The organism is Pseudoalteromonas ardens (assembly GCF_030125445.1).
GTDB classification, from domain to species: domain Bacteria; phylum Pseudomonadota; class Gammaproteobacteria; order Enterobacterales; family Alteromonadaceae; genus Pseudoalteromonas; species Pseudoalteromonas ardens.
In genome coordinates, this window is sequence record NZ_JASJUV010000003.1 from 261,616 (window position 1) to 272,921 (window position 11,306).

12 protein-coding genes are annotated in these 11,306 nt (G+C 47.8%); 8 read left to right on the top strand and 4 right to left on the bottom strand.

Going from position 1 to position 11,306, the window contains the following annotated elements:
* Positions 1–6: 6 nt before the first annotated feature.
* From QNM19_RS11875 to rsmD, 3 genes are all read right to left on the bottom strand, one after another.
* The gene (locus QNM19_RS11875) at positions 7–453 is read right to left on the bottom strand and encodes a GatB/YqeY domain-containing protein (RefSeq protein ID WP_010383241.1); all 447 of its coding nucleotides are present in this window, start codon (positions 451–453) and stop codon (positions 7–9) included.
* Between the two features lie 18 nt (positions 454–471).
* Complete coding sequence (gene rpsU, locus QNM19_RS11880) at positions 472–687, bottom strand: 30S ribosomal protein S21 (RefSeq protein ID WP_010362466.1); 216 nt, start codon at positions 685–687, stop codon at positions 472–474.
* A gap of 228 nt (positions 688–915) precedes the next feature.
* The gene (rsmD, locus tag QNM19_RS11885; RefSeq protein WP_049865547.1) at positions 916–1,494 is read right to left on the bottom strand and encodes a 16S rRNA (guanine(966)-N(2))-methyltransferase RsmD; all 579 of its coding nucleotides are present in this window, start codon (positions 1,492–1,494) and stop codon (positions 916–918) included.
* Positions 1,495–1,782: 288 nt separating this feature from the next.
* Between rsmD and ftsY the strand changes: the two genes are divergently transcribed.
* From ftsY to QNM19_RS11920, 7 genes are all read left to right on the top strand, one after another.
* Positions 1,783–3,912, top strand: a complete 2,130-nt coding sequence (ftsY, locus tag QNM19_RS11890; RefSeq protein ID WP_082225524.1) for a signal recognition particle-docking protein FtsY — start codon at positions 1,783–1,785, stop codon at positions 3,910–3,912.
* 77 nt (positions 3,913–3,989) lie between these two features.
* On the top strand, positions 3,990–4,682 hold the full coding sequence (ftsE, locus tag QNM19_RS11895; protein WP_010383235.1) for a cell division ATP-binding protein FtsE: 693 nt from the start codon (positions 3,990–3,992) through the stop codon (positions 4,680–4,682).
* Positions 4,679–5,665, top strand: a complete 987-nt coding sequence (gene ftsX, locus QNM19_RS11900) for a permease-like cell division protein FtsX (RefSeq protein ID WP_049865546.1) — start codon at positions 4,679–4,681, stop codon at positions 5,663–5,665. The genes ftsE and ftsX overlap by 4 nt, the downstream gene beginning before the upstream one ends.
* A gap of 313 nt (positions 5,666–5,978) precedes the next feature.
* Positions 5,979–6,842, top strand: coding sequence for an RNA polymerase sigma factor RpoH (gene rpoH / locus QNM19_RS11905; protein WP_010383230.1), 864 nt, complete (start codon positions 5,979–5,981; stop codon positions 6,840–6,842).
* 135 nt (positions 6,843–6,977) lie between these two features.
* On the top strand, positions 6,978–7,715 hold the full coding sequence (locus QNM19_RS11910; RefSeq protein ID WP_049865545.1) for a 1-acylglycerol-3-phosphate O-acyltransferase: 738 nt from the start codon (positions 6,978–6,980) through the stop codon (positions 7,713–7,715).
* The gene (rraB, locus tag QNM19_RS11915; RefSeq protein ID WP_010383227.1) at positions 7,690–8,025 is read left to right on the top strand and encodes a ribonuclease E inhibitor RraB; all 336 of its coding nucleotides are present in this window, start codon (positions 7,690–7,692) and stop codon (positions 8,023–8,025) included. The genes QNM19_RS11910 and rraB overlap by 26 nt, the downstream gene beginning before the upstream one ends.
* Before the next feature lie 166 nt (positions 8,026–8,191).
* A complete protein-coding gene (locus QNM19_RS11920; RefSeq protein WP_284026807.1) occupies positions 8,192–9,451 on the top strand; it encodes an HD-GYP domain-containing protein in 1,260 nt (419 codons plus the stop codon).
* On the opposite strand, the gene QNM19_RS11925 is transcribed toward QNM19_RS11920, so the two are convergent.
* Positions 9,411–9,722, bottom strand: coding sequence for a hypothetical protein (locus QNM19_RS11925; protein ID WP_010383225.1), 312 nt, complete (start codon positions 9,720–9,722; stop codon positions 9,411–9,413). The two genes, QNM19_RS11920 and QNM19_RS11925, sit on opposite strands and share 41 nt — an antisense overlap.
* A 293-nt stretch (positions 9,723–10,015) precedes the next feature.
* Here QNM19_RS11925 and QNM19_RS11930 point away from each other — a divergent pair, with 293 nt between their 5' ends.
* On the top strand, positions 10,016–11,272 hold the full coding sequence (locus QNM19_RS11930; protein WP_284026737.1) for an outer membrane protein transport protein: 1,257 nt from the start codon (positions 10,016–10,018) through the stop codon (positions 11,270–11,272).
* Positions 11,273–11,306 lie beyond the last annotated feature (34 nt).

The window sequence follows — 11,306 nt, forward strand, 5'->3', positions numbered from 1 at the left end:
CGGGGCTTATGCGCTAAGCTTCTGTTTAATCAAACCTGAAACTTTGCCCATATCAGCACGACCTTCAGCTTTTGCTTTGATCACGCCCATTACTTTGCCCATATCCTGCATACCAGCGGCGCCGGTATCGGCGATTGCAGACTCGATCAAGCTTGCTATCTCTTCTTCACTCAAAGGTTGAGGTAAGAAGGACTCCAGCACGATGATCTCACCCGCTTCTACGTCCGCTAAATCTTCGCGGCCAGCGTCTTTATACTGAGTATAAGAATCGCGGCGTTGCTTTACCAGTTTCACTAACACGGAGGTAATACCTGCGTCGTCCAGTGTGGTCTGGTTGTCGATTTCTCGTTGCTTAACTTCAGCAAGGGCAGCACGAATAGCAGTAAGACGAGGTTTGTCTTTGGCTTTCATTGCCGCTTTTTGCGCGTCTTTTAACGTAGCTAACAGGCTCATATGCAAGACTCGCAGCGATTAGTATAATTTAACGCGACGTGCGTTTTCGCGAGAAAGCTTTTTCATGTGACGCTTAACAGCAGCCGCTTTCTTACGCTTACGCTCAGCTGTTGGCTTTTCATAGTGCTCGCGACGACGAACTTCTGAAAGGATACCTGCTTTTTCACATGAACGCTTGAAACGACGAAGTGCTACGTCAAACGGTTCGTTCTCTCTTACTTTAATTACTGGCATTAAAAATTCACCTACCTAATTAGTGAGCTTTGCTCTAACCGACCAAAAAACGGTCAATTGGTTCAAAAATGGTGCGGTATTGTAAGCCGAAGCATTACCGCATGTAAAGTCTAAATTATAGTTAAAATTGCACCAGCTGTCATGCCAGAGGCCCGAAGCCACGGTGAACATGAGCATTTATACTAAACTGTCCATTAATTCAGCAAGTTAGTGTAAGTGTAGGATTGGTTAAGTGCGCTGGTAGAGGCGGCAACAAACCTGTCCGGCTTGTTTTTCTTTCAAAATAGTCCAGTTTTCGGGGAATATGGGTGTGCTCTCGCGTTCAAATTCGACATAAATGAGGGCCTCTTCATTCAGCCATTGATTGGCTTCCAGTAAAGCACAGCAAGTTTGCACCATATCGCGCCTGAACGGTGGGTCAACAAAGACCAGATCAAACGTTTGTGCAGCCGGGGTAGCCAGTTTACTCAGGGTATCGCCCTGTTCGACCCGGGCATTGTCTAGCTTGAGTGTGTCGGCATTTTGTTGCAGTTGTTGTGCAACCTGCTTATCAAATTCGAAGAAGGTGGCGCTGTGTGCAAACCGTGACAAAGCTTCAAAGCCCAGGCTACCAGAGCCTGCAAAGCAGTCGAGTACTTTGGCGTCTCTGACATCCTGCATCAGCCAGTTAAACACTGTTTCTTTGACTCGGTCGGTGGTTGGTCTGAGCCCTTCAACGTCTTTAACGGGCAGCTTTCTGCCTCGAAATCGCCCACTGATCAATCGGATATGCCCTGATACCGGCTTTTTTGACTGCTGCTTTCTCATTTTTTACCAACTACGCGCAAAAGATAGCGGTCAGTATACCGCATCGAGGGAGGTGTATAGCAAGGTTTATTATGACGCAGTGCTTTTATCAGGCAGATATCACTAAGCTGTGATTTTTCATCCTATTGGAACATGTTACACTGTCGCTCCAGTAATGATAGAGCTTGTTATCAGCCATTTGCATGGCCTGTCAGGTCTTCCTACAGAGCGCGGCCAGTGCATTTGGAGTATCTGCGCAAACAAGTTCTCACTAATTTGATTGCACACTAAAACGGTATTTAGCGAGTTATGGGTAAAAAGAGCAAAATTCTATCCTGGTTAGGATTTGGAAAATCAGATAAAAAGCAGCAAGAAGCTGAACGAGAAGCCGCTCGCTTGGCCGAAGAGCAGGCTCAGCGTGAAGAAGCGGAGCGTTTAGCCAAAGAACAGGCAGAACGTGAGGAAGCTGAGCGTTTAGCCAAAGAACAGGCCGAGCGTGAAGAAGCGGAGCGTGTTGCTAAAGAGCAAGCCGAGCGTGAAGAAGCGGAGCGTTTAGCCAAAGAGCAGGCAGAACGTGAAGAAGCGGAGCGTTTAGCTAAAGAGCAGGCAGAACGTGAAGAAGCTGCGCGTTTAGCTAAAGAACAGGCCGAGCGTGAAGAAGCCGAGCGTGTTGCCAAAGAGCTGGCAGAACGTGAGGAAGCGGAGCGTTTAGCCAAAGAGCAGGCAGAACGTGAGGAAGCTGAGCGTTTAGCCAAAGAGCAAGCGGAAGGTGAAGAAGTTGCGCGTTTAGCTAAAGAACAGGCCGAGCGTGAAGAAGCGGAGCGTTTAGCTAAAGAGGAGGCAGAACGTGAAGAAGCTGCGCGTTTAGCCAAAGAGCAAGCGGAAGGTGAAGAAGCTGCGCGTTTAGCTAAAGAACAGGCAGAGCGAGAAGAAGCCGAGCGTTTAGCTAAAGAACAGGCAGAGCGTGAAGAAGCCGAGCGTGTTGCCAAAGAGCAGGCAGAGCGTGAAGAAGCTGCGCGTTTAGCCAAAGAGCAAGCGGAACGTGAAGAAGCTGCGCGTCTTGCCAAAGAACAGGCCGAGCGCGAAGAAGCTGCGCGTCTTGCCAAAGAACAGGCGGAGCGTGAAGAAGCTGCGCGTTTAGCCAAAGAACAAGCGGAGCGTGAAGAAGCTGCGCGTTTAGCCAAAGAACAGGCGGAGCGTGAAGAAGCTGCGCGTTTAGCCAAAGAACAAGCGGAACGTGAAGAAGCTGCGCGTTTAGCCAAAGAAAAGGCGGAACGTGAAGAAGCTGCGCGTTTAGCCAAAGAGCAGGCAGAGCGTGAAGAAGCTGCGCGTTTAGCTAAAGAGCAGGCAGAGCGTGAAGAAGCCGAGCGTTTAGCTAAAGAGCAGGCAGAGCGTGAAGAAGCTGAGCGTTTAGCCAAAGAGCAGGCAGAGCGTGAAGAAGCCGAGCGTTTGGCTAAAGAGCAGGCGGAGCGTGAAGAAGCTGAGCGTCAGGCTCAGGAACAAGAAAAGCCGAAAAAGAAAGGTTTCTTTGCTCGTCTTAAGCAGGGCTTGCTGAAGACTAAGACCAACATAGGTTCCGGCTTTGCCAATATTTTCCGTGGTAAAAAGATTGACGATGAGCTATTCGAAGATCTTGAAACACAGCTATTAACGGCTGACATTGGTGTCGAGACAACCATGAAGCTGATAGATAATCTGACTGATGCAGCGGACCGCAAACAGCTCAAAGACGGTGAAGCACTGTATGACCTGATGAAGCAGGAAATGGCAGATATTCTGAAGGATGCGGAAAAGCCGCTAGAGATCCCGGCCAATAAAAAACCATTTGTGATTTTGATGGTGGGTGTGAATGGGGTTGGTAAGACCACCACAATCGGTAAAATGGCGAAGCAGTTCCAGGCCCAGGGCAAGTCTGTGATGCTGGCTGCCGGTGATACCTTCCGGGCTGCAGCGGTAGAGCAGCTGCAAGTGTGGGGGGAGCGTAACGATATTCCTGTGATTGCGCAGCATACTGGTGCAGACAGTGCATCGGTTGTATTCGATGCCTTCCAGGCTGCACAGGCCCGTGATGTTGATGTGTTAATCGCAGATACGGCGGGTCGATTGCAGAATAAAGATAACCTGATGCAGGAGCTTGAAAAAATTGCGCGGGTTATGAAAAAACTGGATCCGGATGCGCCACACGAAGTGATGCTGACCATAGATGCGGGCACAGGCCAAAATGCGATTAGTCAGGTGAAACTATTTGATCAAGCTGTGGGTCTGACTGGCATCACCTTGACTAAGCTGGATGGTACCGCCAAGGGTGGGGTGATCTTTGCGGTTGCAGATCAATTCAAGATGCCTATCCGCTATATTGGTGTAGGTGAAAGTATTGACGATCTGAGAACCTTTAAGAGCGATGACTTTATCGAGGCACTTTTCAGTCAGGATAATTAAGACAGACAGGTGTTGCCCTGATCCCGCTTGTCGGGATCAGGTAAAGCGAAAGCAGTATAACAAAAGCAGGGCAGGCAATGATCAAGTTTGAGCAAGTCAGTAAAACCTACCCCGGTGGACATCGGGCGCTGGAAAAGGTCAGTTTTGAGCTCACCAAAGGGGAGCTGGCGTTTCTGACTGGTCACAGTGGTGCAGGTAAGAGTACGCTGCTGAAGTTGATCAGCTTGATGGAACGGCCCTCGGCCGGGCGTGTTGCCATCAATGGTGTCGATTTGAATCAAATTAAAAATAGTCAGGTGCCGTATATTCGTCGCGACATTGGCATTATTTTTCAAAATCATCGTCTGCTGGAGCGTTATAACGTTTTCGACAACGTGGCGCTGCCATTGGTTATTGAGGGGACCCACCATAATCATATGACTAAGCGAGTGCATGCGGCACTCGACAAGGTTGGCCTGTTAGACAAAGTAAAGTGCCAGCCGAGCACTTTGTCTGGTGGTGAACAGCAGCGCGTGGGGATCGCCCGTGCAATTGTGAATTCGCCTCCTTTATTACTGGCAGATGAGCCGACTGGTAACCTGGACCCGGAATTGTCGATGGAAATACTCAAGTTGTTTGAGGATTTTAACCGCCACGGTACGTCGGTGCTGATTGCTACACACGACCTTGGCCTGATTGCACGGATGAAATACCGCAGTCTGACATTGGATCATGGCCGTTTGATTCAGGATCCTCTGCTGGGCACGTCGCTGCCAGGAGACGCGCTATGAGTTTATTATTCAAAGGTCGCGGCACGCAAAACGACAAACAAAGCAAATCGGTGATCCTGAAGTGTTACTTCTTCATTATTACGATATTGCGTCAGGGCGTACACAGCTTAGGTGAAATGTGGCGTACCCCTTTGGCGTCAATGATGACCATTTTGGTGCTGGGTCTGAGTCTGACTTTGCCAACCACCCTGTATGTGGTGGTTAAGAATGTGCAGAAAGTCAGCAGCGGCTTTCAGGAAGCGGCTGAGATCTCTTTGTTTGTCAAAGACAGTGTCAGTGAACAGGCAACACAGACTTTGGTAAAGCGGCTGGCACTTTACCCTGAAATTGACACTGTTAGTTTCATTGGCAAAGACAAAGCGCTGGAAGAGTTCAAATCCATTTCCGGGTTTGGCCAGGCATTGGATTATCTCGAAGAAAACCCGTTGCCCAGCGTCGTCCTGGTGACACCGACAGTTCGTCATCGCAGTGCACAAGCTGCTAATACTCTGCTAAATAAGCTGGAGCAGGAACGAGAAATTGAGTTTGGTAAGCTAGATATTGAATGGCTTGAACGTCTCAATGCTTTACTTAGCTTGCTTAAAGAAAGCGTAATCACCATCGGCTTACTGCTGCTCAGTGCTGTAGTCCTTATCATTGGTAACACCATTCGCTTGTCTATTATGGATAAGAAAGAAGAGATCCAGGTACTTAAGCTTGTTGGTGCGACCAACACATTTATTCATACGCCGTTTTTATGGACTGGGATCTGGTATGGGATTATTGGCGGCTTGATCGCCTTTATTTGCGTCATGTTGATGTTGTGGTGGCTTGAATCAGCCGTTGCTCTGGTGGTGGGGGTGTATCAAAGTAACTTTGTACTACAGGGATTATCTGGCTCAGAGCTGCTGTGCCTGCTATTGCTGGCCGTGGCATTGGGCTTTATCGGGTCTTTTCTATCGGTAAGAAAGTACATTAAAGACATCGAGCCTGATAAGGTGTAGAACTGCGCTCAGTTGTAATGGCTAAGAGAGTGCTAACTGACGAATACTTTAGCACTCTCTTAGCGCTGATTAGCACTCTAAACCCGCCAAATTAGCACTGTCAGATATTGCAGCTGGCATTATCTGAACATCCGCTTACTATAGATACTTTTTTAAAGCCTGAAATATTCATTTAAAATCAATGGTTTAATTATTAATTAAAGTGTAATAATAAAAAGCTTGATCTTTGAGGCTGAAAAGTAGTAGATTGCATTTAGCACTCTAAGGTAAAGAGTGCTAAAATTGGCAAAACGAATTATCACTGAGGTGAAAAATGAGTAAAGACATTTATGCGATGGCACTGACCGCTGGGCAACAAAGCGCGAGTATAGAAGGCTACCTACAATCGGTAAGTTCTATCCCGATGCTGGACGCTGAGCAGGAAAAAGCGCTGGCAACCCGCCTGCATGAGGATGGGGATTTGCACGCAGCTAAGCAGCTCATTATCTCTCATTTGAGATTTGTCGCCCATATTGCCAAAAGCTACTCTGGCTATGGCCTGCCACAGGCAGACTTAATCCAGGAAGGCAATATTGGACTGATGAAAGCCGTAAAACGCTTCGATCCGACAGTTGGTGTGCGCCTGGTGTCGTTTGCTGTACACTGGATCAAAGCCGAAATTCATGAATACGTCTTAAAGAACTGGCGTATTGTTAAGGTTGCCACCACTAAAGCGCAACGTAAACTATTCTTCAACCTGCGTAAAAACAAGAAACGTCTGGGTTGGTTTAATCAGGAAGAGATCACCACTGTTGCAAATGAACTGGGTGTCAGTGAAAAAGAAGTGCGTGAAATGGAATCGCGAATGAGCGGCCAGGACATGGGTTTCGACTTAACTGCGGATGATGATGATAACAGTCCGAGCAGCAGCTTTTCACCGGTTCAGTACCTGACAGATGCAAGCAGTGACGTTGCAGAGGTCATTGAAGAAGAGCAGTGGCAGGAGCAATCTCAAAACCGTCTTATCGCAGCAATGAAGACGCTGGATGAACGTTCTCAGGACATTGTGGCCGCACGTTGGCTGTCTGAAGATAAAGCGACGTTACAAGATTTGGCGGATAAATATCAGGTTTCAGCGGAACGAGTTCGTCAGCTGGAAAAATCTGCAATGAAAAAGTTACAGGCTGCGATGAGCTAATTGCTTAAGCTCCCTGAATAAAATTTAAAGTGCCGCTCAAGTTAGCGGCATTTTTTATGGCTGAAACAAAATTGAGCTTACAAGTGTAAGCCTATTTGATTATAATGCGCCGACTTGATAATAGGAGTCTCTATTTTGTTAGCTGTAGTTCGAATTCTGGCAATGGCGCTGTTTATCATCCTCAGTTGTCTGGCTGGCCTGACATTGAGCCTGATCCGCCCTTTCCATGCTAATAACGTGCATGTGGTTGCGTCCTGGTTTGGCAAGATGTCGCGTGTGATCGGGGTTAAGCTCGAGATCTCAATTGATCCTGGTGCGAAAGATCTGGGCCCCGCAATGTATATTGCCAATCACCAGAATAACTATGATTTATTTACCTTACCTGCTGTGGTGCCGCACAACACTGTGAGTATGGGCAAGAAAAGCCTGAAGTGGGTGCCTTTTTTTGGTCAGTTGTACTGGTTATCTGGCAACATTCTGATCGACAGGGCGAATCGTACAAAAGCGGTGAACACGCTGGACAAATCCATTGCAAAAATTAAGCAACGAGGGATGTCATTGTGGATGTTCCCGGAAGGGACGCGCAGCTACGGCAGAGGTTTACTGCCGTTTAAGACCGGTGCGTTTCATACTGCCCTGAGCGCTGATGTGCCTGTTGTGCCGGTCTGTATGAACAGTACGGCTGGCCAGATAAAGCTTAACCGTTGGAATAACGGCACAGTGTACATTGATGTTCTGGCACCAATCAGCCTGGACAAAGACATACCCGCACGTGAGCATGCCAAACAGATCCATGCTAAAATGGCAGCACATATTGCACAGTTAGACGAAAAAGTGAGAGCAGCAAGTGGAAAATTGGCAAGAGATCAGTGAAGACATCGTTGATTCGTTGTTAGAAGATGGGTCAAACCCGGATACCTTGTACGAGGTAGAACACCATTTTGTCAGCGAAGAATTTGAAAAGCTGGAACAGGCAGCACTGGCTGCATTTAAACTTGGCTATGATGTTGAAGATCCGGCAGAGCTTGAGCTGGAAGATGGCAGTAAAATCTGGGGGTTTGATGTTGTCGTTGAAGCTGAGCTGGATGCCGCAGTGATTATGGAAGATGTCACTAAGCTGGTTGAAATTGCCACACACTGTGGTGTTGAGTACGACGGTTGGGGTACCTATTTCCAGGAATAATCCCACGTTGTAACATCAGATCAGGTGCCAAAGCAGCCCTGATCTGACACTTTTGTTCATAATTTCTCATCCTTTTCTATTAAACTCACTACAATGACTAGACAATTAAGTCTAGCCTATGCATATTAATGCAATTTACACTGCCGCCAGGCATCATGCGAGCGATATGCGAGTCACCCTCCCTATTGAAGAGTTAAAACCCGGCATGTTTGTGGACAGCGTTCATAAACAAAAGTCAGGTGCTGAAGTTAAGATTAAATCTCGGGGTATGGTTCGGGATGACGCTATCATTGCTCGTCTGGTTGCCAATGGGGTGGTTGAGCTGAACATCGACTTTGCTCAAAGTGACATTCCGGTTCCCGAAAAATACCAGCAACCCCAGGAAAAACCGGATGCGGCTAAGGCTGACGCTGAGTCAAAAAAGCAGACGACACCGCAAAAATCAGATAGAACCACCAAATCACCTCCCGCTAAAGAAAAAGTCATCAGCCTGGAAGAAGAATTTGCGAATGCAGCCAGGCAATTTGAACAGCACAATAAACAATTACAAATGCTGTATGGCAATCTGACTGCGGGCATGCAAGTCGATATGACGCTGATTAACGACATCAGTCAGGAAATAGTGGGCTCGGTACTGAGAAACACCAATGCGATGGCGATTTTAACGCGGATTAAGGACAAAGAAGGCTTTAATTGGCGTCATATGATCAACTGTGCGATTTTAGTGACTGTGTTTGCAAAATACCTTGGCCTGGGTAAAAAGGTGATTGAACAAATGGCCATTGGTGCCATGCTACATGATGTCGGGCATACTAAAATACCTCAGGGTATTATCGATAAAAGCGGCCCACTGAATAAATTAGAAATGAAAACCATGCAACGTCATGTTGCACAATCATTGGGACTGACGCGCGGTGCGCCAGGGATCACACCTTTGATGCTGGATATGATAGTCAGCCACCATGAGCGTCTCGATGGCAGTGGCTACCCGCGTCGTTTACAGGGCATGCAGATCAGTAAAGCTGCGCGCATTATGGCGATTGTGGATGTGTACGAGGGGATGACTGCGGAGCGCCCTCATCGTGATGGCGATGAGCCTTTGGTTGCGCTACGATATTTGCTGGCTAATAAGGCTCAGTTTGACCCTGTACTGGTACAGCACTTTATCAAATGCATTGGTGTGCACCCTGTGGGCACCATAGTGAAACTCAGTAATGAACGACTGGCATTAGTTTTAGAGGGAAATCGTGGCGCGCCGACAGCACCCAAAGTGCGGGTGTTCTACAACACCAAGCATATGCACCATATCACGGCCAAAGACATTGATTTAAATGAGCAGGACAAAATCAAAATCGCTTCTACAGTCCGACCACTGGACTACCAGATCAATTTATCCCGTCTGTTAAAAGATCATCTGCTTGCTTAAGTTTGCGTTTCTGCCATTGCGCAGATAGTAAAGCACCGGCCAGGCAGCTGGCCATCATCAGGATCCACACTAATGTGCCTTTTTCGGTATGTAATGCCAAGCAGCTACACACCAAAGCCAGCAGGGCGCTCAGTATCGCAGCCAGCCAGTAATGGTTGAGTGGGTTGTCGCATTGTCCGGCTCGCTTGCAAGCGCAGTAGTTAGCTTTGCACAGGCTGAATACGCTGAGTCCACAGAATGTCAGTGCACCGATCATCAATACTGCCAGCATAGACCTAATCTCCCTACAAGTGCCTCAAAATCGCAAGGCGGTGAATGTGGCTAAGAGTATATGCGAATCAGTATCGTGATTCAATAGTAATGAGAATTAATATCATTTGGGTGTGTAAAGGTGAGGTTAGAGTAATTGCTCTTCATCTGATCTGATCTGTAAATAACTTGCTTAATCTGCTTTAAAGTTGTTCGATTGAGTTGCTAAAAGCGCTTAAGTTGCGGATTTTTGCTTTTCTTTTCTGTACTGTGTGAGCAATTTTTTATTCTTGTGAATAACATTTGAGGTTGAGAATGAACACAGTACTACGCGCATTGATGGCGACAGGTTTGATGGTGGTGTCGTCACAGTCACTGGCCGCTGCATTTCAGTTGGCGGAACAGAACGTTTCTGGATTAGGTCGTGCTTACGCTGGTGAAGCAAGCGCTGCAGATGATGCGTCCGTTGTTGCACGCAACCCGGCATTAATGAGTCAGTTTCAGGGGATCCAGGTGAGCGCTGCGGCCATGTATGTAGAACCGGATGTAAGCTTGCAAGGTACATCAACCAATAATGGTTTGCCGGCGAACTTGCTTGACGATGACAGCATCGCTCCCAGTGCCGTGGTACCCGCTGTGTTTATGACAGGGCGCCTCAACGACCAGTGGTCTGTTGGCGCGGGTGTGTACTCGCAATTTGGCTTGGCAACTGAGTTTGATAAGGATTACGCTGCGGGTCAGTTAGCAGGTGATACTGAAATTGTGACCATCAATACCGGTGTGTCAGTGGCCTATGAAATTGATCCGCAATGGACACTGGCATTGGGTCTGAACCATGTCTATGCCGATGCCAAAGTGGTCCGCCATTTGGGTGCCAATCCGTTACAAGCGCCGGCCAGCACAGAAGTGGTAAACCTCGAAGGTGACGACAGTGGTTATGGTTGGAATCTGGGCCTGAGTTATCAGATTGATACAGACAATCGACTTGGTTTTCACTATCGCAGTGAAACGGATATTACCTTTGACGGCCACTTCAGTAACCAGTTGCCAGCGTCATTTGGCGGCACCAATGGCGTCGCATTGCCTGGCACGCTCGAGCTGACCTTGCCTGCGATGGCCGAAATCTCAGGAACACATAAACTGACTGAGCCAATGACCTTGCACTACAGTGTACTCTGGACGGGTTGGAATAGTTTCCAGGAGCTTGAAGCTCAGGTTGCGGGTAAGCCGGTATTTAACAAAAAGGAGCTGTTTGATAACTCATTACGCTTCTCTGTTGGGGGGGATTATCAATGGAGTTCGTCATTGAAGTTGCGTGCAGGCCTGGCGTATGACAGCTCACCTGCCAATGAGTCACACATGTCTATCTCAATCCCGGATACTGACCGAACCTGGTACTCGTTTGGTGCAGAGTATCAGGTGAGTGAGACTGCCAGTGTGGATTTTGGTTTGAGTATCCTGCGTGGTAAAACTCAGACCTTTGTTGAGAAAGACAGCCTGGGTAGCGAGTGGGGCTTTAAGTCCAAAGGCCATGCCACTGTTGTGGGCATTCAGTACAACCATAGCTTCTAACTTGAATAGAAAAAAAGCGGCTTGAGAGCCGCTT

What these genes read in the sequence shown, in the direction of transcription:
- QNM19_RS11875 (WP_010383241.1), bottom strand. Translation starts at nt 453, where the DNA reads ATGAGCCTGTTAGCTACGTTAAAAGACGCGCAAAAAGCGGCAATGAAA.
- rpsU (WP_010362466.1), bottom strand. Translation starts at nt 687, where the DNA reads ATGCCAGTAATTAAAGTAAGAGAGAACGAACCGTTTGACGTAGCACTT.
- rsmD (WP_049865547.1), bottom strand. Translation starts at nt 1,494, where the DNA reads ATGAGAAAGCAGCAGTCAAAAAAGCCGGTATCAGGGCATATCCGATTG.
- ftsY (WP_082225524.1), top strand. Translation starts at nt 1,783, where the DNA reads ATGGGTAAAAAGAGCAAAATTCTATCCTGGTTAGGATTTGGAAAATCA.
- ftsE (WP_010383235.1), top strand. Translation starts at nt 3,990, where the DNA reads ATGATCAAGTTTGAGCAAGTCAGTAAAACCTACCCCGGTGGACATCGG.
- ftsX (WP_049865546.1), top strand. Translation starts at nt 4,679, where the DNA reads ATGAGTTTATTATTCAAAGGTCGCGGCACGCAAAACGACAAACAAAGC.
- rpoH (WP_010383230.1), top strand. Translation starts at nt 5,979, where the DNA reads ATGAGTAAAGACATTTATGCGATGGCACTGACCGCTGGGCAACAAAGC.
- QNM19_RS11920 (WP_284026807.1), top strand. Translation starts at nt 8,192, where the DNA reads ATGCGAGTCACCCTCCCTATTGAAGAGTTAAAACCCGGCATGTTTGTG.
- QNM19_RS11925 (WP_010383225.1), bottom strand. Translation starts at nt 9,722, where the DNA reads ATGCTGGCAGTATTGATGATCGGTGCACTGACATTCTGTGGACTCAGC.
- QNM19_RS11930 (WP_284026737.1), top strand. Translation starts at nt 10,016, where the DNA reads ATGAACACAGTACTACGCGCATTGATGGCGACAGGTTTGATGGTGGTG.